The following is a 23,022-nucleotide window of genomic DNA, read 5'->3' on the forward strand; positions in this document are numbered from 1 at the left end:
CGGAGGCCTTTTTGCTATCTTGAAGAGGCGCGCTATAATCCGCCCATTCTCGCTAAGGCCTCTGACAATAATGACAAAAAAACGAATCTACATCGCCTATACCGGCGGTACCATCGGCATGCAGAAAACCGACCAGGGCTACGCCCCGACCGCCGGCTTTCTGACCCAGCGAGTCAAGGCCAACCCGGAATTTCAGCGCCCGGAAATGCCGGAGTTCGCCATTACCGAGTACTCAGATCTGATGGACTCGGCCAACATGACCCCACAAGACTGGCAGATCATCGCCGACGACATTCGCGACCACTATGACCAGTTCGACGGTTTTGTGATTCTGCACGGCACCGACACCATGGCCTTCACCGCGTCGGCGCTCTCCTTCATGTTAGAGGGGCTGACCAAGCCGGTGGTGGTCACCGGCTCACAAATTCCTTTTGCCGAATTGCGCTCCGACGGTCAGCACAACTTGCTCAATGCCCTGTACCTGGCGGCCAGCCACCCGGTGGGCGAGGTGTGCCTGTTTTTCAATAACAAACTGTTTCGCGGCAACCGTACCACCAAGGTCCACGCCGACGGCTTCGATGCCTTTGACAGCCCCAATTTGCCGCCATTGCTAGAAGCAGGAATTCACATTAAACCCAGCCCTGGCGTACAGGCGCTGGCCGCCAGTGGGCCTCTCAAGGTTCACCCGATCACCCCGCAGCCCATCGGCGTGGTCACCCTGTACCCAGGCATCGACTCGACGGTGATCGGCAATATCCTAAAACAGCCGGTCAAAGCGTTGATCCTGCTCTCCTTTGGGGTGGGTAATGCACCACAGCGCCCGGAGCTGCTACAGCTGTTCCGGGATGCTCGGGATCGGGAGGTGATTGTGGTGAACCTGACTCAGTGCCTGCAAGGTAAGGTCAATATGGCCGGGTACGCCACCGGCAATGCCCTGTCTCGGGCCGGTGTGATCAGCGGCTTTGATATGACCACCGAAGCCGCCCTGGCCAAGTTACACTTTCTGTTGAGCCAGCCGATGAGCTTTCAACAGCGACTGGACGCGATGGAGATGAGCCTACGGGGCGAGTTAAGCGACTGAGCCCTAGCCGACCGACAGCGGTCGCCTCGGTGACGGCGCCAATTCACTGGCCGGTACGCCGAGACTCAGTACAATCTGAGGTCGGCTTCCCTCCAGCAAACCGGACAGTTCATCGCGCAATTCAGGCACCTGAACCGCTTGATTCAAAAAAGACGCCTGATAGCCGTGATGGTTGGCGGCCAGCAGCAGTCGCTGCAGCGCTCGCCCGGTGTCGAGCCACAGCCGTGGCGTATCGGCGTCGGTGGACAAGGCCAGCAACAGCGGCGCCGACTGTGCCTGTTGACGGCTGGACAAGGCCAACAGCCGCCCCAGGTTAAACGTTCGTACCGCCCATCCAATTCCCCTACCCCAAGGCGAAGGCACCACCAGGCCGTCGCCTTCTGTGGCCGGTCGCATCCAGGCCGCCAGCTCCCGGCGCCAATCGACGTTGGCCCACAGTTGCCTATCACCTTCGGCCACCAACGCCGCCACCAAGGCGCGTCGACCGGGGGTGTTCAGGGACGTCAGGCTCACGCCCGTCCCCTGAATCGCCTGGTGCAAACGGGGAAACAGACGCGGATCCACCGCCGCCTCATTAAACCGGCCACGATGGGTATGCCGACGGCCGATGCAGCGGCTCAAGGGGCTCAGCGACCGAAGATGGCGACCGCTGCGGCTAAGGGTGACGGTCGCCAACAGTTGCGCTCGGTCGGGATCGGGCAAGGGCTGAACCTGCGCCGTCATGCCCGCCTCGTTGGCCGCCAACACCAGGGTTTCCAGGACGCAGCCGCAACTGATGGTCAGTTCGCGGTTGTGGGGGTCGTTGACCGGCAGCGCTCGGGAGTCATCCGCCAGCAATTCAATCACAGACTCAAACACCCTAAACCGCCATGGCTGTGTGTTGTGGCTGGAAGGGGCCAGGCAGGCCCGTTCCAGAATCTGAGTAACGCTGGCATTCCAGTGTTGCGAGTCGTCCATGTCATCGCTCCCGCTGATCAGTCCTGAGTAGACTCTGCGCTGGCCTGCTCCGCCGCCCGAATCCGATCCAGGGTATCGGGGTGGGTACTGAAGTAATCGTCCCAATGCACCTCGGGGCCGGCCTGGGCAGGCGCCTTAGTCGAGCCGGAGCTCAACAAGCGCATGGCGTCGGCAAAATGCCGCGGCGACAACCCCAGCTGCACCAGCTTGTCGTAGGCGTACTGGTCGGCTTCGGTTTCCATCTCTCGGGAAAAGGCATTTTCCACCAAGCTGGCTCCGGCGCCGATGATCATCTCGCCAGCCCCTTCAATATCCCCCAGCAGCACCGCAAACAGCAAGCTATTGGCGCTGGCCCTGGCCAGTAACTTAAGCCCATGCTGGTGCTGAACATGGCCCATCTCGTGCAAAAGCACCGCGGTCAGCGCCTTGGGGTGATCCTCCATCAGGGTCACGATGTCATCCAAGACCACCACGGTACCATCGGGCAGCGCAAACGCATTGGCACCGATGGGACCGCTGCGAAACTGCAGCCGATAACCGTTGTCTGTCATCGCCAGTGTCGACAGCGTTGAGTGCCAGTTCTGGATGACCGCGTGGCGCTGCTGCAGTGACAAGGCACTGGGCTTCAACATGGTTGTGTCCATCAGATACAACGTATGCTCACTGACGGTATCCGCAACGACTTCCGGCAGTAACGACACCGACGCGTCCGCCGCCGCCGGCACCGCCCGGGTCAACATCAGCCACAGGAACAGCGGTACCAGCACCACCGCCACCAGCACAGCGCTCCAATGGCCCTCCAGCCAATGAATCAGCCGCTGTGACGTCGCCATTCCCGGCCAGCGGAAATCGACGTCATCGGGGGTGAATCGGGCGCCATCGCTAAACTGCAACTCCACCGCCAGGCCGGGCAACAGATCGCCAATCTGGCACTGCTCCAGCATCGCCTGACGATGCACCTGCGTCTGAGCCTCCAGGGTCAGCACCACCTGGCCGTCGGCCACTACAACCCGGGCCGCCTGACAGACGTTGCTGTCTGGCGCCACATAACTCCCTGTGATGCTATCGACCATCGTTGCCCCGCTCAGGTAATGGACAGATCGAGGTCAAACACCCCGGCCGCCTCTTCGCCGAACGCCGAGTCGTCGCCGCTGACGGTATTGGTTAACGCCTGTGCCCCGGGATGCAGCGCCACCCCTACCGACTCGGTGATGAACGCCATCTTTCGTACCTGAGTCACGGGATAAGCCAGCCCCAGAGTACCCAGCAGCATCGCCGCATTGGTGGTCATCATGGCCACATAGCTCCCTACACTGATCTTCGGTTCGAAACTCACCACGTTGTCGATCTGTGTCTGCTCAAACACATGATTGAAGATCATGCCCTGATACAGCGAGCGCACCAGGAAACTCACCAAAAACGCGCCACTGTACATCAGCAATATCGGCAACAGCTGAATCTGCGCCTCTGCGTCTCCGCCAACCTGGGTGACCATCTCGTTGACCCCGACCAGGCTGAACAGCGCGATGAAGCCAACAATGGCCAGGCCCGCTGCGGCCAAGGATGCGCCGTAATAGGGGCCAGTGTCAGTCGTCACCTCGAACCGTTTGCCGCCAAAACTGCTGTTGCCGTACAGGTACTGGTCCATCTTCTTAAACACCCAGGGCATGGCCAGGTACAGGGTAAATGCGCCGACCATGGGCAGCAGCACAAAGGTCACCAGGGTGCCGAAGTACGATCCCTCAAAGGAGAAACGCACGTTCTTATAGGCGGTCATGCGCATTGAAAACCGCATTCCCTGCAGAATCAACCAAGGGGTGGCAACCAGCAGCCCCAGAGTCATCAGCAAGCCGGCAAAGGGCGACAACTGTGACACCAGGGTAAACAGCACCAGCACCACAACGGCAACTATGCGACCTTTGAGGATCTGCATCGGCTTAGCTAGGTAGCGAAACGGCTGGCCATCCAGTTTGGTGTGTCCCAGCATATACTGGCTGTTGCGAACCTTGGCCCAGGCGCTGTAGATCCCCAGGGTGACAATGCTCAGCAGCAGGTTGACTATCCACAGCTTAAAATACGCGCCTTTTTGACCGGTAAACTCAAACCTAACCAGGCGCTTAGCCGCGCTAGAATCGCGCTCTGCAGCTAATTGCTGATCGCGCTGGCACCGCAAATCAATCTCCTGCTGCAGGCGCTGCGCCCGTTGTGGATACTGAACTGAGTCGAGATGCTTTTGCGCATCCAAAAGTTCGGCCAGCGAATAAGCACTGTAGTTGGGTTCCATGGTGCCTCTCTTGTCCCTGGATAGAATAATCTTCGAAAAATCAGGCCTATAGACTACCTGCATCCACCTGTGACTAAAAGAGACGGAGTTTCAATTTTCTTAGTAAAATCAGTATATTTTGTCACTGTTACCGCAGTTTTGTTATCGCCACCACAGTCAGCACCAGCAGAGGCAGGTTGGAGAGCACAAACACCGCAAACCGCACTTCAATGCGGTTACCCAGCGCCTGCACCAAACTGTGGATCACCCTTAACACCACATAGCTCCAGGCCATGACCAGCACCAGAGGGCCATCGGCACCAACGCGCTCCAGTACCTACAGCAACACATAAAACAGCAGCGGTTGTTCCAGAAGGTGGTTGTAGTTGTCTGCTTTCCAGCGCACCGGCGCCGGTAATTCGGCCATCTGCTGCCCTCTGGGGGCATCGGGATCCAGCCGCATTTTGGCTCGCTGGATGGCGGGAATTCGAGTGGCGTACATCCACAGCCACATGACCAGTGTCCAGGCAACCAACACTGCCGCTGGCAACAGCAACGGCGAATGCGTCTCCATATAACCTCCCTGTCCGTTGTGATCCCATCTTCCGGTTGAGGGATGCCGCTATTACTCGATGCCAATCAACGCAAAGCCGGCAACGGCGGGCCATGTATCGAGCAAAGGCTCAGCGGTCAGACTCATCAATAAAGGTTAACCACTGTTCCAGCGCCTCAACCAGCATTCGCCGCTCAAACCGACACACCTCATCGCTGAACAGGCTCTCCAGCACCGCATCATCCCCATCGAGTAACAGGCAGTGGGCATTGCCACTGACCTCCCCCACAGAATGATCCGCCAACGCCAATAACTCCTTGGTGGCCACCACATCGGCCTGCACGTCGCTGGTAAGAAACTCCGCCAGCATGACGGGTTCATTGTCGACTTCGGCCCGGGCCGTCCCCTGTTGATCTCGATACAGCTTCATGACCACCCTCTACTGATAAATGGGGTACGCAGTGTTGATGTTGCCTTTAGGACAATGACTTTGCCCTTGATTACACATATAGCCTTCAATGGTGATCCCATCCACTACCCCGGACCATTTTCCGTATTCCGGTTGACTCGACGCCCCATGGGCCCGAAGGATGGCCTCCACCACCTGCTGGTGGCTCCAGCTGTCGGGAAAGAAGGTGCTGTTGGCCCGTTTATCGGTCCAGCCCTGGCCATGACACAACGCCACCTGGCCACGATAGATCCCATAACGATTGGCGGGCGCCGTTATCCTGATCAACCGGGCCCCCTGAGGATCCTTGCCGCCAGAGCGACTGTGAAACCCCACCGCCCGACCTCTTTTGTTGATCTCGCCGGTGATCACATGACCGAGGTTGACCGAAGGCTGGGTATCACTCCAGTGGGTGTAGTTCTGCTGACAGTGTTCGGCCCAGGCGGGGTGGACTGCCACCGCCACCCATGCCATCAATCCAACGAGCCATCCCTTTCTCATAACCTGTATCCTGTGCTGGTTAGGGGGGCGCCACTAACAATGGAACCCAAATCTCTTTAGTGCCAATGATGGGTTCCTCCCACTAAGGACAACCACCGGCCCAAGGCTAGATCAAAAAAGCGCGCCCGAAGACACGCCTTTATTGAAACATCGAGGACTGCCTATTTACCCTGCCGGGGGCACGTATGCCTCGGTGCCCCACAGAGGTACCGTAGACAAGCTGTGTTTATAGCTGCCCTTGGTTTCCTTAGTGCTGTAGGCAATGTACAACAGAGTCTGGGTTTTCTGATCCAGGATGCGGCGGATCTTCAAAGTCTTAAACAGCACGCTTTTGGACTTCTTAAACACCACCTCGCCAGACTTGCCGGTATCAATCTGACTCAGCATGGCCGAGGTAATGGGCCCGGTCTGACGACAGGCGATGCCCATGTCGCTGGGGTCGGCAAAGTCCAGATCCGCTTCGATGTTGGAGATGTGGCAGGTCACGCCGGTAACCACCGGATCCTGCAACACTTCGACTTTAATGTCTTTGGTGGTGAACAGGCCCAGAGACACATCCCCCACTTCGTTATTATCGCAGCCACTCAACAGCAGGGTTGCGGCCAGGGCCGCCCAAACTGGTTTCATCGATTACTCCGGTTTGATTCGAGCAATTTGCTGTTCATCAAACTGATGCTTCAGCACGTCTTTCGGCAGGTGGTTAATCTGACCGTCCTTACCGACGGTCAGATGCTGGTTATCGGTGTTGTGATTGGCCTGCCACACGATCAGCGCCTGCATCGCCGCCTCCCGTTGTTCGTCACTGACCAATGAGCCATCGGGCCACTTGCCAATCTCAACCGCCGTTTGCAGCCGCGCAGCCAGTTCGTCGTTCATGCCGGCGGCCAGTTGTTGCCAATCCATGCCTTAACTCCTCTTGTCCAATGCCAGGCGCACCCGGGTAACCAGGTAACCCACAAATCCTGCGGCCATCAGGCCGATGCCGGTGGGCTGGCGCCAGTTTGCGGCGGCCTCCCCGCCCCAGAACCACAGTGCAAACCCACCGACAAACGCCAGCAGTGCCACAAAGCTGTGATTCATCAGTTGGGTGCGTTTATTGATGGCAGAAATACGTTGCGCCGATTCAATGGACTCGGTGTCCGCGGTCAGATCCACCTTGCAGTGGGAGCAACTCTTAGCCTTATCGGAGATTCGTTTACCACAGGCGGGACAATCAATTAATGCCATTTCCACTCCTTTGTGTCTAAGTTTACGGCAATGGCATAACAGGGGGTAAGCCGTAAACAGCAGTGCGCCGCCTACTATTACAGAGGCGGCGCACAAGGTAAAGCCCTATGGCGGCAGATTCCGGCCTAGTCGTTGGCGGACTCGATCTTACTGGCCTTTGGCTTCACATCCGGCGACGTACGCCAGTATTCGGCCACGGTCTGCTTCATCTCCTTGGACAACAACAGCAACCCCACCAGGTTCGGCAGCGTCATCAACACGATGGACACCGCCGCCAGATTCCAGACAACGGTGGTATCGGCCACTGCGGCCACCATGAAGCCCGCTACATAAAACACCCGATAGGTGAGAATCCAGCGACTGCCAAACAGGTAGGTCACCGCCCGATCACCGTAGTAGGACCAGGCGATGGCGGTGGAGAAGGCGAACAGCAGCAGGCCGATGGACACCACGTACTGGCCGTAGTCACCGAAGTAGCCTCGAGTAAAGGCCTTGGTGGTCAACTCGGCGGAATGAATCAGCGATCGCCCTTCGATGGTCACGTCCAGATCCAACGGCTTGCCCTTGCTGATCTCCAGGTTGCCACTGAACGGGAACCCCTTGACCGTATAGCGCACGTCCTCGGCCACAGAGCGGGCGGCGATGAGGGTAAAGTCCTGGTTTACCGCCTCGCCATCGCGAATCACGATGACACCATTGTAGGCGTTCACCTCACTGTCCGCGCCGGTGAGATAGTGGAACAGTTCCGTCTTGTCCACATCGCTGCTGTCGCTGTAATGGCCACTGATGAATTCGAGGTCGGCAGTCTGGAAGCTGTTGTGATGCTTCTCGGTCCACACCCCGGAGGAGAGAATCACCATCCCGGTCAGGGTGCAGACGATGATGGTGTCGATGAAGGGTTCAAGAATCGACACCATGCCTTCGGAAACCGGCTCATCGGCTCGAGCAGAGGCGTGGGCGATGGGCGCACTACCTTGACCCGCTTCGTTGGAGAACAGGCCGCGGTTAACGCCACGGTTAAAGGCGTAGGCAAAGGTCGCCCCCAGGAAACCGCCGGTGGCAGCAGAGCCGGTAAAGGCGTCGGCGAACACCGACAGGAAAGACGGCACCAGGTTTTCGATATTGAAAACGATCACCGACAGTGCGCCGATGACGTACAGCACCGACATCGCCGGCACCAGGGTCGAGGTCACCTTGGCGATGCGGCTAATGCCGCCGAGAATCACCAGGGCCAACAGCACCGACAACACGCCGCCGGTCATTACCGGCGCGATGCCAAAGGTGGCTTCCATGCTGACGGCAATGTTATTAACCTGGGGCATGTTACCGGTACCGAATGAACTGACGATGGTCGCCAGGGCGAAGATCACCCCCAGCCACTTCATGTTCAGCGCCTTGTCCATGAAATACATCGGGCCACCGGCCATGGTGCCGTCATCGGTCTGTTCCCGGTACTTATGGGACAGGGTCACCTCGACGAACTTGGTGGTCATGCCCAAAAATGCGGTCATCCACATCCAGAACAACGCCGCCGGACCACCAAGGAAGATCGCCAGCCCTACCCCACCGATGTTACCGGTACCGACGGTGCCGGACAGCGCCGTCGACAAGGCCTGGAAATGACTGGTATCGCCGGGAGCACGTTTATGATCGTGCTTACCACCGACAATCTGCCAGGCGCGGCGGAAGTAGCGGATCTGCGGAAAACCCAGGTACAGCGTAAAGAACAGACCGACACCCAGCAGCACCCACGGGAACCATGGGGCCGAACCGAGTATGCCGTCGAGGGACAGCAGAAAGTTGTTGATTGCCTGCAAAACGAATTCCTTATTATTGTGTTCGGCCACTCCAGGCCATCAAAAGCTGCATCGGTTTCAGGGCTATCTCGGACAGAGGTTCTGACTGTCCTTGGGGGCAAAACGATCGAGTGCCGCTTAATTTGCCAATAGAAACACCCTGTTACAGAGCAGTTAAGACCCTACACTATCAACAACAAAAGGGCAGACTCAAGGAAGGGTCAACTCGGCAAAGCTGAGCATTGTGCCAGACTACCGCCATCAGGCAGCAGGTAGTGCTGGCCCCCGGTCTTTGAGGGCCGAATCCCTCGCTAAAGCCCGGCAAATGGCGGGTATTGCTCCAATTGCGACAATCTCAACTTTCCTGATCTGAAGCGGGATTATCCGCCGCCGCCTGCAGCATGAAGTCGCCGGCTGGCGCGGTATGACTCAACTTGGCGGCCACGTCGAGAATGCCGTCCAACAGTGGGCTGTCCTTGCGGTACGCCAGATACACCGGCCGCTCTATCAGGCTCTCGTGAGCCACCTGGTACAACTGACCACTGTCGACAAACGGCTGGACCATGGACTGCGGCAGGTAGGCCGCCCCGCCCCGGCTCAGCAGCACATCCAGGGCGATGCGGGCCCCGGAGGTGCGCATCGACGGCGCGCCGAGATTGGGGTGTCGGCGTGCGTGCTCCTGGGAAAACGCCACCCCCCAGTCCAGATACACGTAATCCTGATTCAGGGCCTGCTCCAGTTGCTGGCTGCGGGTACTGACCAGCACCAGTGGCAATGTTGTCATCTGCCGGCACTCCAGCAGTTCCGATTTCACCGGCTCAAACAGGATCCCCATGTCCAGGGTGCGTTGCAACAACGCTCGGTTCACCTGCTCCTGACTCAGGGTGTCGGCACAAAACGCGTAACCGGTCAGGGTCTCGGTGATCACTCCCAGGCAATGCTGCAGATAGGCATCCCAGATGTTGGGGGTACCGGCGATGGTAAGCTGAGCCTGCTCCTGATGAGTCAGCTTCAGGTCGTCTTTGGCCTGCTGCAGGGTGCTGACCATCACCTCGGCATAACGGACCAGCCGCTCTCCCGACGACGTTAGATGGATGTTGTTGCGTTGACGAACAAACAAGGTGGTATCGAAATACTCTTCCAGCTGTTTGATGCGGGCACTGACGGCAGCCTGAGTAATATTGAGTCGCTCTGCCGCCCGGCCAAAGTGGCGCTCTCTGGCCACTTCCAGAAAGGTTCTGAACCCTTTTACGTCCATTTTTCACCTCACACATTTGTGGTGAAATAGTAACAACCGAATTTTGTCGTGACGATAGAAATATACCGTTTTTCTTTTCTTGGCCGACGCCCTATCTTGCGCCGATTCTCCACATCGGAGCCACCCGGTAACCCATTGTAAGGGTTTCATTTAGATAGGGTCAGTTAGGCCAAATGTCTGCAGACGACGCCGATGACACCAAAGAGTGACGCAAGCTTCCCAACGCAAGCGGGCAAAAGCGACCATTTCACCCCACTCAAACGCTGGATACTGGGAAGATGGTCCGCTAAGCCAAGGAAGAAAGCCCTTGGGAGCGGCCTTCTCGATAATGAACTGCTCAACAACGCCGCGCCCTTCTGTACAGAAAGGTGGTCAAGAAACGCTCACGCTTTCGCCCTGGTGCATTGATGCCTACAACGGTGAGCCGTTCCAAGCTCCAGTTTTTTTCTTTAAAAATTATCGAATTAGCTAGAAAGATCTCTATCTATGTATTTTACTTAAAACAGGCAACCACGATTCACGGATGAGAAACATGGCGAACAAAAAAAGCGTCGGGGCAAGCGGGAAAAAAGCAACCAGCAAAGGTAAGAAGAGTCACGGGTTAGAACAAAAGCAACCAACAAAAAAAAAGAAGCTCAGACTGCATTCACACCTAAAGGTTAATATCCCACTTTTTCAATCACTCATGATGATTCTGCCATCATTGGCTAAACAGGTTGCTGCCGAGAGTGCAGGCAATTCCGCTGATAACTCAGATCAAGTAACCGCCGATAGGGTGACAGAAAAAGATGCTATCGACGACCATGGAAAAACGGACTTATCAGCAGTTACTCATCAAGAGGCTCAAACGAGTGACAACGACGTAAACTCAACCTTAAGTGCCAGTCACACTCCCCGTGGATCCCACGCTCACTTTGTTCCCTCTCATCATTTATCGGCGCTGTCTCACCCTCAAGTCCATTACATTCCTTCGGTATCGATGCCGACCATCTCATCAGGAAGCAACAGCCATCCCACTCATTCGAATGGGGCTACGACACCCGATTTACCCGTTACCTTCATGCCAGAAGTCATAAAAGGTACGTACGGAGAGCTCCATGTCGATGCCAATGGTCAATACACATTTGTATTGAATCCAGATTCACCTCACTACATCCTGTTGAATCAGCACCAACAAGGCACTGACCATTTCTTGTTGCATCTCTCTAATGGCTCGAGCGTCATTGTTCAAATTCCGGTCACGGGTAAGCAAGACACGCCAACGATTTCTGGTGATTTAACCGGTATCGTTACGGAAGATCATAATATTGATTCACAGGGCTTGTTACATGCGAACGGTAAAATTGATGTCATAGACCCTGATCAAAATGAAAGCTCGGTGAAGCCAGAGGTCATCTCTGGGAAGTATGGCTCATTGACGATCGATGCCGATGGACGCTGGAGATATCAAGTTGATAACTCGCTCTCTACTATCCAAGCGTTAACCGAAGCCACTTCATTGCACGAAAGCTTCACTATTCACACCAAAGACGGCACGCCTCAAACGATTGATATGACGATTGGCGGCAACGACGACAATGCCGTAATTACGGGTGTGGATGCGGGTGCGGTAACAGAAGATTTAACGACGCACGTTCAAGGCCAGCTTTCAGTAACGGACTCCGATCTTAGCGAGGATCATTTTCAGGCATCACAACTGACTGGCAATTTTGGTACGTTAGTTATCACGAAAAATGGAGCGTGGACCTACGATCTCGATAACACCAACCCAGCCGTACAAGCCTTGGGCAAAGGCGCGACGGCCACCGATACCATCACCGTTCACTCCGCAGACGGTACGCCCCATCAAGTGACGATTACGGTTAACGGCACTAACGACAAAGCCATCATTGCTGGCACAAGCTCCGGCGCTGTCACCGAAGAATCTCAATTGCAAACATCCGGAACGCTGACGGTCACTGACGTCGATACTGGCGAAGCGCACTTCTCCAATACCGATGTTGCAGGCTCGTTTGGTACCCTCCACCTCAAAGACAATGGCAGCTGGACCTACGATCTCGATAACACCAACCCCGCCGTGCAAGCCTTAGGTAAAGGAGTAACCGCTACCGATACCATCACCGTTCACTCTGCAGACGGCACCCCCCATCAAGTGACGATTACGGTTAACGGCACCAACGACAAAGCCATCATTGCTGGCACGAGCTCAGGCGCTGTCAGCGAAGAGTCTCAATTGCAAACATCCGGAACGTTGACGGTCACTGACGTCGATACTGGCGAAGCGCAGTTCTCCAATACCGATGTTGCAGGCGCTTTAGGTACGCTCCACCTCAAAGACAATGGCAGCTGGACCTACGATCTCGATAATACCAACCCCGCCGTGCAAGCCTTGGGCACAGGCGCGGCGGCCACCGACACCATCACCGTTCATTCGGCTGACGGTACCCCCCATCAAGTGACGATTACGGTTAACGGCACCAACGATAACGCTGTGATTGGTGGCACAAGCTCCGGCGCTGTCACCGAAGAGTCTCAATTGCAAACATCTGGAACGCTGACGGTCACTGACGTCGATGCAGGCGAAGCGCAGTTCTCCAATACCGATGTTGCAGGCGCTTTAGGTACGCTCCACCTCAAAGACAATGGCAGCTGGACCTACGATCTCGATAACACCAACCCAGCCGTACAAGCCTTGGGCAAAGGCGCGACGGCCACCGATACCATCACCGTTCACTCCGCAGACGGTACGCCCCATCAAGTGACGATTACGGTTAACGGCACCAACGACAAAGCCATCATTGCTGGCACGAGCTCAGGCGCTGTCACCGAAGAGTCTCAATTGCAAACATCCGGAACGTTGACGGTCACTGACGTCGATACTGGCGAAGCGCAGTTCTCCAATACCAATATCGTAGGCTCGTTTGGTACCCTCCACCTCAAAGACAATGGCAGCTGGACCTACGATCTCGATAACACCAACCCCGCCGTGCAAGCCTTGGGCGCCAACAAAACAGCTACTGACACCATCACCGTTCATTCTGCGGACGGCACACCCCATCAAGTGACGATTACGGTTAACGGCACCAACGACAAAGCCATCATTGCTGGCACAAGCTCCGGCGCTGTCAGCGAAGAGTCTCAATTGCAAACATCCGGAACGCTGACGGTCACTGACGTCGATGCAGGCGAAGCGCAGTTCTCCAATACCAATATCGTAGGCTCGTTTGGTACCCTCCACCTCAAAGACAATGGCAGCTGGACCTACGATCTCGATAACACCAACCCCGCCGTGCAAGCCTTGGGCGCCAACAAAACAGCTACTGACACCATCACCGTTCATTCTGCGGACGGTACCCCCCATCAAGTGACGATTACGGTTAACGGCACCAACGACAAAGCCATCATTGCTGGTACTAGCTCAGGCGCTGTCACCGAAGAATCTCAATTGCAAACATCCGGAACGCTGACGGTCACTGACGTCGATACAGGCGAAGCGCATTTCTCCAATACCGATGTTGCAGGCGCTTTAGGTACGCTCCACCTCAAAGATAATGGTACTTGGACGTACGATCTTGATAACACCAACCCAACCGTTCAAGCCTTGGGCAAAGGCTCGACTGCCACCGACACCATCACCGTTCACTCTGCAGACGGCACTCCCCATCAAGTGACGATTACAGTTAACGGCACCAACGACAAAGCCATCATTGCTGGCATTAGCTCCGGCGCAGTCAGCGAAGAGTCTCAATTGCAAACATCCGGCAAATTGACGATTACTGACGTCGATACTGGCGAAGCGCAGTTCTCCAATACCGATGTTGCAGGCGCGTTTGGTACCCTCCACCTCAAAGATAATGGCAGCTGGACCTACGATCTCGATAACCCCAACCCCGCTGTGCAAGCCTTGGGCAAAGGCGCGGCGGCCACCGACACCATCACCGTTCACTCTGCAGACGGCACGCCCCATCAAATCACCATCACTGTTAACGGCACCAATGACCGCCCTGTTGTATCTGGCACCTCAAGTGGCGCAGTCATCGAACAGGGCTTAAACACGGCAGGAACCCCTGATGCATCCGGGAGTTTAATCGCGACGGATATAGATAAGTCCGACACCATTACATGGGCAATCAACCAACCCCAAGGCCAATGGGGAACGCTATCGATTGATCAGCATGGTCAATGGCACTATCAGCTAGATAATTCAACCGGCGGTGCGGCAGATAAGCTAGCGACTGGTGAACATCAGTCAGAATCATTCTGGATTACCGCAACCGATTCAGCCGGGGCGACCGTCCCTCATAAAATTGTTATCGATGTGCAAGGTAGCAACGACAAACCAATCGTCAGTGCGTGGACTCAGCTTCCTGCGGGAAAAGAGGATCAACCAGTCACCATCAAGGCTTCTGACTTACTAACACATGCCAGCGATGTCGATACTCGCGATGTATTGCATGTGACGAATCTTCAAGCCACCCACGGTAGCCTGACTGACAACAAAGACGGCACCTATACCTTCACGCCAGACAAAGATTTCAATGGTGAAATTCGACTCACTTATGATGTGGTTGACGGGCATGGTGGTAGCGTCAGTACTCAAGCTAAGTTCGGCCTTACCGCCACTCCAGATAACGCGATTATTACCGACGCACAAACCAAGGCAGACTTAAGGGGAGTGACTGAAGATCGTGGTTACATCGATACCCACTACCAATTGCATTACGACGGCAGATTAAACATCCAAGACCCTGATGCGGGAGAAGCACAGTTTGATCCGAATATTGGTCCGCAAACCTATCAAGGTATTGGCTACGACACCAAATTAGGTGGGCACATACTGCTCATGCGTGACGGCCACTACACCTATACGCTCGACAACCGCAATATACAGAACTTAGCGCAAGGTGAAGTTAAACACGATTCAGCGGTTATACGTTCTGCAGATGGCACGACACACACCATTGAGCTAACAGTTCACGGAACCAACGATGCCCCAACCATCAATGCACAGTTCCACTCCGTGACCGAAGGTGGAAGCACTCTAAAAGGACAAATGGTTGGCCACGATATAGATACAGGTGCGACATTGACGTACAGCGCACCGCAGATTGATGGTTTGGTGGTTAATCCGGACGGCAGTTATAGCTTCAACCCTGCTCACTCGACCTATCAATCGTTAGCATCAGGTGTCACGAAAACCCTGACTGTTCCCGTGACAGTCACAGACGAACATAATGCGAGCAGCACACAAAACCTCTCAATTACGATTACAGGGGTTAATAACTCTGCCGTTATCGGCGGTGTCGACACTGGTGACGTAACCGAAGGTAATGCTGGACAGAACATGTCCCCAGATTATGCCCAACCAGGCATGGCGAAACTGGGACAGGCTGCATTAACAGCTGACGGTAAATTGAATATTGGCGACCCAGATAGCGATGAATCTCAATTCGATACTAAAGGCGGCGCTTGGAATAACTCTTATCATGGTCAGTACGGACATTTACTATTAAATACTGATGGCACTTGGCATTACCATGTTACCGCGGGAAGTGTTGATTGGGTTGGTAATCGCAAAACAACCGTTGGCACAACCATTGACCAGCTTGGTGAAAATCAAACCCTGACTGACACCATTACCGTGTATTCAAAAGATGGCACAACGCACGATATTGTCATTACTATTCACGGTAGCAACGACCGACCTTACTGCGCTTCTGAAGTACAGCTCAATTCAGGCAAAGAAGACCTGGCTCAAACCATTACAGCAACCGAGTTATTGGCAAATACTGTTGACGTAGACGCCAACGATACAGGTAAGCTCACCATCGCGAATTTGCATGCTGATCATGGCTCGATTCAAGATAACCACGATGGGACCTTCACCTTCACTCCAAGCCATAACTACAACGGCAGCGTCCACTTCACTTATGATGTGAAAGACGCTCATGGTGGTACCACACACACTGGCGCAAATACCTCTCTTGTAGCAACCCCAGACAAAGCCATTATCTCTGAGGTAACCACTGGAAGTGTTATTGAGGATGGATCACATGCGACCCACAACAACGGCACCACAACAGAGCTTGCCAATGGACAACTTCAAGTCATTGATCCAGATAGCGGCGAAGATAAGTTCCAATACAGCCAATTTGGTGAGACTCGCATTCGCGACCCATTTGGCGGCATGCTTCGAATTGATAGCGCGGGTAATTGGGGATATAGCGTCGACAACGCGGCTCTTCAACACCTAGCACAAGGGCAAGTTGAAACGGTCACCTATCGCGTACACAGCTTCGATGGTACCGCCTACGACCTGAACATCGATGTCATCGGTACCAACGACGCACCCACCGTCACCAGGGTGGTGCTCAGCAACGGCACAGAAGATACACACTATCAAATGCAGGCGAGTCAGTTCGGTTTCACTGATGTCGACACTGGCGATACGCTGCATTCAATCGCCATCACAGATCTGCCGCCAGCGGCTCAAGGTAAGTTTGTACTCGATGGACACGACATCACGGCAGGTCAAAGTATTGCTACTGCCGATATCGCTAAGCTTCAGTTTGTGCCTACAACGGATTTTAACGGTGACGTTCAATTTAAGTTCACCGTTAATGACGGACATGTCGATTCACAAAAAGCCACCAACACACTGCATATTGACGCGGTTAGCGACACTGCACAGTTCACTGGCAGCGATACTGGGGATGTTCAGGAAGGACATACCTATACGGCACCAGACGGTACAATGTCTGGCGGCTACGTCGATGATCGTTCACCAGATCATATGCATGGAAACATCGGTAAATTATGGAACGATGAAATACACACGGATGGTCATTTGAACATTGTTGATCCAGACTCCGGTGAAAGCCATGCTCAAACAGGCACTTACCAAGGTACACACGGACATGTGATACTTCAGAGTAACGGCGATTGGAGCTACTATGCGTCCATAGGCCAAGACGCAACGGGTAGAAAGATAGATCATCTCGGTCAAGGAGAGTCCATTACGGATACTGTCACCGTCAAATCGGCTGATGGCACTACTCACGACATTCATATCACCATTCATGGCGACAATGACCGCCCGTACTGCTCTTCAGAAGTTCAGCTCAACAGCGGAAAAGAAGACCTCGCACAAACCATCACAACAACCGAGTTGCTAGCCAATACCGTAGACGTTGATACTAACGACGCTGGGCAACTCTCTATCGCCAACTTACATGCGGATCACGGCACTGTCGTCGACAACAAAGATGGCACATTCACCTTCACGCCAGACCATAATTACAACGGTCAGGTGCACTTCACTTATGACGTAAAAGATGCACATGGTGGGGTTACTCATACAGGCGCTTCTACAACGCTGTTGCCGAGCAATGATGCTGCCACACTGCAATCGACACAAACGTCCAATTTTGTAACTGAAGACCATCTAAAATCAGGTACGAGCACCAATGGACTATGGTCAGGTTGGAAAAACCTTGCTATTCAAGACATTGACTCACCATCAGAGGCAAAAGTTACTCAAATAGAAGTCAACGGTGTTAAGCACAGGGTACCCGCAAATTTCGCTATGAATCTTGCAGGCGTGCACGGTACCTTCAACTTCACTCATTCAACCGATGGCCACGATAAATGGAGCTACAGTGCGAATAATAGTCACGCTGAGGTTCAATCACTGAGTCATGGCGAATCATTGACGGATACCATCACACTGATCACAGCGGATGGGACGCGAATCCCGCTGACAGCCAAAATCGTAGGCACCGATGATCATGTGATCATTGATACGCCTGATGCGTTAACGGCTGCATTAGGAACGGCCGTTGAAGATAAGATCACCTCTATTTCAGGCACCCTAGTCGCGCACGATTCCGACAGTAAAGATTCCGTCACGTTCAGCGCGGGCGATTCTACCGGCGCCTACGGTACGCTTCATGTGGATAGTAATGGCCAATGGCATTATGACCTGGACCACTCAAAGGCCAATGCGCTACAACAAGGTGAGACCAAAGCAGAGGGCTTTGATATCACAGCGACATCGACTGACGGCTCAACCGCAACCAAACATATTGAAGTGCTGGTTCAAGGAAGTAATGACCAGGCAACGATATCTGTTACATCGAATCCCGATGTCCATGAAGATGGCTCTTCAACGCCTGTCGAGATGATATCAGGTAAACTGAGTGCCCTGGATCCTGACCACGACCAATCTGCATTCTCACCGGATGTGGGCAAACGCCATGACCCATTTAACAGTGGTGTTCACGGTGGCCTTCATATAGCCAAAGATGGCTCTTGGACCTATACCGTTAACAACAGCCAAATTCAGCAACTCGCCGCAGGTCAAGAAGAACACGTTCAATACAACGTACATACTGTTGGTGGTGATTCGCATGTCATTGATATTAAGATCGTAGGGACCAATGATATACCAACCGTGTCGGCAACCACTCTTGCCCACGGCACAGAAGATACACACTATCAAATGCAGGCGAGTCAGTTCGGGTTCACCGACATCGATACCGGCGATACCCTGCACTCAATCGCCATCACTGATCTGCCACCAGCAGCCCAAGGTAAATTCGTACTCGATGGCCACGACATCACCGCCGGTCAGAGTATTGCTACTGCCGATATCGCTAAGCTTCAGTTTGTGCCTGCTACGGATTTTAACGGCGATGTTCAATTTAAGTTCACCGTTAATGACGGACAGGTCGACTCACAAGAAGCCACCAACACACTGCATATCGACGCGGTTAGCGATGCTGCACAAATCAGCGGGCAATTGACTACCGAAGACCGTTCTCACGTCACTGAGGATGTCAGAGTGAGCGGTCATATGTTGTCTTCCGATTCGATGACCCTGCACGTGCATGACCCTGATTCAGGTCAAAATTTCTTTATTCCAACAGGAGCATCAGGCACCACCAACGCACAATCAACCGGAACTTGGGTCAATGGTGACAACAATGTGGGCCAGTTCATTCTTCATGCCTCTGGACAGTGGCTATTTAGGGCAGATAACAACAATCCCAAAATAGACCAACTCGGTGCTGGGCAGCAAATCCAAGACACCATTACAGTGCAAAGTGCCGATGGTACAACTCAGCAGCTCATTGCCGTCATCCACGGAACTAATGACGCTCCAATTGTTTCGACACAGGTACAACTGGCTGCAGGGCAAGAAGATTCCGTTCAAGTAATCAGTTCAACAGCACTACTAGCGAATTCTAGCGACGTCGACCTCAATGATGTTGGCAAGCTGTTCATCGATAACTTACATGCTGATCATGGCACAATCGTCGATAATAAAGATGGCACATTCACCTTTACTCCAGATCATAATTACAATGGTCAAGTGCACTTCACTTATGACGTTAAAGATGCACACGGGGGAACAACGCATACAGGAGCAAACACTTCCCTAGCCGCAGTCAATGATGCTGCCACTATCACAGGTATTGACGCTGGCTCTGTCACAGAAGATAAAAATGTTCACCCTTCTGTACAAGGCAACTACTCCAGTAAATTAAAAGCTCAGGGGCAGCTTACGGCCATCGATCCAGATGCTGGAGAATCAGGCTTTGACTACCACACGCTTATCAACGCTCCCTCACATCCTAATTGGGCACCTTACCAATCCGTACTTGGTGGTGAGTTAGAAATCGATCAACAGGGCAGATGGCACTATTACATCGATAACCGTAAGCCTGAAGTACAGAGCTTAGGCGCAGGTGAGACCCTCACGGATAGCGTCACTATCCATTCCAAAGATGGAACGCCACATGTTATTACTCTCACAATTAATGGCACCAACGATGCCCCTGTTTTATCGGTAACTCAGACAACACCAACAACTGGTACGCTTACCGAGACCGATGTTGACGTGAATGACACTCACACCTTCTCTGTCGTCAGTTCAACCGGGCAATTCGGTTCGCTATCGGTCGACCCGGATTCAGGCGCTTATGTATACACGGGCAATGGTTCGGTTGCGGGAATGAGTTATAACTCAGCGACGCACACCTACCATGGCACCGATGTATTTGAAGTAAAAGTGGCCGACAATCATGGTGGTGAGTCGTCGAGGTTCATCACGTTTGATGCCAACGGTCACGTTTCCGTTGTACCAGGACAATCACCGACGATTTCAACTTCAGTGCCTGCCAATCCATTGGTCACCACCACGCAACCAAGTTTACCAACCGGGACAAACTCTCCGCCCACGAATGCAGTCACTGTCGACTTAGCAGCATCGAGTGACACTGGTCTCTCTGATACCGATAACCTCACTAAGGACAGCACACCAACAATCACTGGACACACGGATATTCCTTACTCACAAGTCACCGTTTATGATGGCTCCACACCTATTGGACATGCGGTGTCTGATGGCTCGGGGCAATATGGTGTAGCGGTGAGCAGTTTATCGAATGGCGATCATAATCTTTCCGCCAAAGCACTGGCTCCTTGTTCAGTTTTACCGGCAACATCATCAATCCTTTCACTGCATGTTGATACTGGCATTGCGCCACTGCAAGTGTCATTAACCCATGACACAGGAAGCAACTCGACTGATTTGGTCACTAACGATGGCTCGTTGACAATCACTGGGCAAGAGGCAGGCGCAACCGTTGAGTATTCGACGGACAACGGACACACATGGACGTCTAGCTTCACCCCACAACAAGGCTCGAATACAGTCAGCGTGAGACAGATTGATACCGCGGGAAATGTGTCGGCCGGCACTTCGATGAGCTTCACTCTAGATAATACGATAAACGCCCCCGCTGTCTCACTGCACAACGATACTGGGCGACACTCAATCAACACACCAGACTCGATCACCAAAGACTCACAGCTTTCCATTCAGACGGAAGCCGGTGCAAGAGTAGAATACTCGAATGACGGCGGACACACCTGGACAGCTGTGTTTAATCCAGTCGAGGGGGTGAATGACCTACAGGTAAGACAGACTGATATCGCTGGCAACGTATCTCCAGCAACACACTTTAGTTTCACCTTAGACACCACTCCAGGCACAGTCACGGTGAATCCAATATCACAAGATAATGCGTTAAACGCGGCCGAAAACAATCAGCCACTGGTGATCACCGGGACGACCTCTAATATAGCGCCTGGAGATGTTGTCTATGTCGTTGTAGGTAATAATCATTTTTATGATGCGACCGTAAAATCGGATGGTACATGGTCATTGACCTTAAATGCTTCTGAACATCAACGTATATTGGCGACTGATCGCGATTACCCAATCCAGGTGGGTACTGTTGATACGGCAGGTAATTCAACGCCTCGTATTTCGACCCATCTGCTAATTGATACGCAACGTCCGATCCCACATATTGCTGTTGACTCAGTGACACAGGATAACGTGCTCAATGCTCTTGAGTCTGGTCAAACTATCTCGATAACGGGCACAGTAACTGGCGATTACCACCCTGGTGACATAGTCCGTTTGAAGATAAACGGTGCAACCATTTCATCGCTTACCGGCTCAGTTGATGCGAGTGGACACTTTTCGATTTCTGTGGCTGGTAGCGTATTGGAACATGCCAATATTCATACTAGCTATGCAAATGGTCAGGCTGGCTCGATACACTCAATAGAAGCCACAGTAATAACAACCGATGCCGTCGGAAATGTTGGTAGTGCAACGACAGGTTCCCAGGTATTCAGCGTTGATACTCAAGTTAACCTACCGACAATTACCTTTGAAAACCCTGGACCGGATGGCCTTTACAGCAAGGCTGAAATTGCCCACGGACACCCCAATACAGTCACCGCGACAATTACCCCACCGGGCGATGCTAAGGTTGGTGAACACCTCGTTGTTAATGGACAAGATCACGTACTGGATGCCCATACGCTCCAGCATGGATTACAAATTGAGGTTAGCCCTGGCTCTCAAGTACAAGTCACCATGACTGACGAACACGGAAATACAGCGGGCAGCCAAGGTGTTGCCGCCAGTGCAATCCCAGAACCGATCGTTGTTAAACCGCCATCGGGAAGCCATCAAGTGTCCGCTACCCTTGGTGTTCCGCCTCTTGCCCCATCTCAAACGCCTGTTCCATCGGCACAAAACGGCTGGCGTATCCATCTAGCCAATGGTCAGTATGTAACAAGCCATCATGGGCAATATGGAACTTTAACCATTGATCCTCAAACCGGTCATTTACATTACCAGGAGCAAGCCCAAGTCCACACGGGACCACATGGTAGTGCTTCGGGTACTGGCCAGCATGAGGATAAATTTGAAGTCGCGCTTCAAGGGACAAATCAGGATGAAGTGGTTGCCCACGTAAATGTTCAGATACTCAGTCATGGACCAGGGCATAGCGGTAAACTTACGATTGGAACTGAGGTGGTTGATATGACGATCACACCTATTGTCCATACACCTCACCCTGCTCCACCACCACCGCCAGTTCAGCATGACGAGCCTGAAATTGCGTCTCACGAGGACTTTACGGTTACGCTAAGCGATGAGAGTTCTCTCGATCTCTCTCAGCATTCTCATCTAGAGCCAGATCAGAAAACTGACCGCCAAGGTTCAGCGGCTTATTTGGATGCTCTCGGTATTCAGCCGAATGCGTCACCTACCACTGGTCACGATCAACCCGCAGACATGGACATCGTGCTTGCACAAGTCGACCAACAGCATGCGCTAGATTACGACCAAGCGCACTTGGATACGTCGGATGCAATACAACACCATGATGCGACCACTGATCACAACCAAGATAGTGATAAACACCACCATAATGACTTAGATGGGCTACCCGACATAGACCCAAATAACTAATGGTTGGTAGTTAGTATTAATGGAGTAAAACAAAAGGGAGCACGCTATGTGCTCCCTTGTTAATGATGGTTACCCGCGCCGATTGGAACAGAGAAAC

The 23,022-nt window shown here is 53.4% G+C and carries 12 protein-coding genes and 1 pseudogene; 2 read left to right on the top strand and 11 right to left on the bottom strand.

The features are described from left to right. The first annotated feature begins 70 nt into the window (after positions 1 to 70). Positions 71 to 1,081: an asparaginase gene (ansA, locus tag J8Z22_RS11990; RefSeq protein WP_252006569.1), complete on the top strand. Its 1,011-nt coding sequence runs from the start codon at positions 71 to 73 to the stop codon at positions 1,079 to 1,081. A gap of 3 nt (positions 1,082 to 1,084) precedes the next feature. Here ansA and J8Z22_RS11995 read toward each other — a convergent pair whose 3' ends face one another. The 11 genes and pseudogenes from J8Z22_RS11995 to J8Z22_RS12045 form a co-directional block, all read right to left on the bottom strand. After that, positions 1,085 to 2,038, bottom strand: coding sequence for a hypothetical protein (locus J8Z22_RS11995; RefSeq protein WP_252006570.1), 954 nt, complete (start codon positions 2,036 to 2,038; stop codon positions 1,085 to 1,087). A 17-nt stretch (positions 2,039 to 2,055) separates the two neighbouring features. After that, positions 2,056 to 3,084, bottom strand: a complete 1,029-nt coding sequence (locus J8Z22_RS12000) for a M48 family metallopeptidase (RefSeq protein WP_252006571.1) — start codon at positions 3,082 to 3,084, stop codon at positions 2,056 to 2,058. 38 nt (positions 3,085 to 3,122) lie between these two features. After that, positions 3,123 to 4,322 carry a YjgN family protein gene (locus tag J8Z22_RS12005; protein ID WP_252006572.1) on the bottom strand — a complete coding sequence of 400 codons (1,200 nt, stop codon included), beginning with the start codon at positions 4,320 to 4,322 and terminating at the stop codon, positions 3,123 to 3,125. 127 nt (positions 4,323 to 4,449) lie between these two features. After that, a pseudogene (locus J8Z22_RS12010) lies at positions 4,450 to 4,875 on the bottom strand (MAPEG family protein). Positions 4,876 to 4,984: 109 nt separating this feature from the next. Continuing rightward, a complete protein-coding gene (locus J8Z22_RS12015; RefSeq protein ID WP_028114901.1) occupies positions 4,985 to 5,284 on the bottom strand; it encodes a hypothetical protein in 300 nt (99 codons plus the stop codon). Between the two features lie 9 nt (positions 5,285 to 5,293). Next, positions 5,294 to 5,803 (bottom strand): EndoU domain-containing protein, encoded by a 510-nt coding sequence (locus J8Z22_RS12020; protein WP_252006573.1) that lies wholly within the window; start codon positions 5,801 to 5,803, stop codon positions 5,294 to 5,296. Between the two features lie 165 nt (positions 5,804 to 5,968). Then, complete coding sequence (locus J8Z22_RS12025) at positions 5,969 to 6,430, bottom strand: CreA family protein (protein WP_028114902.1); 462 nt, start codon at positions 6,428 to 6,430, stop codon at positions 5,969 to 5,971. 3 nt (positions 6,431 to 6,433) lie between these two features. Next, positions 6,434 to 6,706, bottom strand: a complete 273-nt coding sequence (locus J8Z22_RS12030; RefSeq protein WP_028114903.1) for a YeaC family protein — start codon at positions 6,704 to 6,706, stop codon at positions 6,434 to 6,436. Between the two features lie 3 nt (positions 6,707 to 6,709). Then, positions 6,710 to 7,030 (bottom strand): zinc ribbon domain-containing protein, encoded by a 321-nt coding sequence (locus J8Z22_RS12035; RefSeq protein ID WP_252006574.1) that lies wholly within the window; start codon positions 7,028 to 7,030, stop codon positions 6,710 to 6,712. 125 nt (positions 7,031 to 7,155) lie between these two features. After that, positions 7,156 to 8,847, bottom strand: coding sequence for a sodium:alanine symporter family protein (locus J8Z22_RS12040; RefSeq protein WP_028114905.1), 1,692 nt, complete (start codon positions 8,845 to 8,847; stop codon positions 7,156 to 7,158). Between the two features lie 334 nt (positions 8,848 to 9,181). Next, entirely contained in the window at positions 9,182 to 10,084 is a 903-nt protein-coding gene (locus J8Z22_RS12045; RefSeq protein WP_252006575.1) for a LysR family transcriptional regulator, read from the bottom strand. Positions 10,085 to 10,616: 532 nt separating this feature from the next. Between J8Z22_RS12045 and J8Z22_RS12050 the strand changes: the two genes are divergently transcribed. Then, positions 10,617 to 22,925 (top strand): VCBS domain-containing protein, encoded by a 12,309-nt coding sequence (locus tag J8Z22_RS12050; RefSeq protein ID WP_252006576.1) that lies wholly within the window; start codon positions 10,617 to 10,619, stop codon positions 22,923 to 22,925. Positions 22,926 to 23,022 lie beyond the last annotated feature (97 nt).

The sequence above is a fragment of the Ferrimonas sp. SCSIO 43195 genome (assembly GCF_023716685.1).
GTDB lineage: Bacteria > Pseudomonadota > Gammaproteobacteria > Enterobacterales > Shewanellaceae > Ferrimonas > Ferrimonas kyonanensis.

Coding starts and splice junctions, on each gene's coding strand:
- J8Z22_RS12035 (WP_252006574.1), bottom strand. CDS start 7,030: ATGGCATTAATTGATTGTCCCGCCTGTGGTAAACGAATCTCCGATAAG.
- J8Z22_RS12025 (WP_028114902.1), bottom strand. CDS start 6,430: ATGAAACCAGTTTGGGCGGCCCTGGCCGCAACCCTGCTGTTGAGTGGC.
- J8Z22_RS12050 (WP_252006576.1), top strand. CDS start 10,617: ATGGCGAACAAAAAAAGCGTCGGGGCAAGCGGGAAAAAAGCAACCAGC.
- J8Z22_RS12005 (WP_252006572.1), bottom strand. CDS start 4,322: ATGGAACCCAACTACAGTGCTTATTCGCTGGCCGAACTTTTGGATGCG.
- J8Z22_RS12020 (WP_252006573.1), bottom strand. CDS start 5,803: ATGAGAAAGGGATGGCTCGTTGGATTGATGGCATGGGTGGCGGTGGCA.
- ansA (WP_252006569.1), top strand. CDS start 71: ATGACAAAAAAACGAATCTACATCGCCTATACCGGCGGTACCATCGGC.
- J8Z22_RS12030 (WP_028114903.1), bottom strand. CDS start 6,706: ATGGATTGGCAACAACTGGCCGCCGGCATGAACGACGAACTGGCTGCG.
- J8Z22_RS12015 (WP_028114901.1), bottom strand. CDS start 5,284: ATGAAGCTGTATCGAGATCAACAGGGGACGGCCCGGGCCGAAGTCGAC.
- J8Z22_RS12045 (WP_252006575.1), bottom strand. CDS start 10,084: ATGGACGTAAAAGGGTTCAGAACCTTTCTGGAAGTGGCCAGAGAGCGC.
- J8Z22_RS11995 (WP_252006570.1), bottom strand. CDS start 2,038: ATGGACGACTCGCAACACTGGAATGCCAGCGTTACTCAGATTCTGGAA.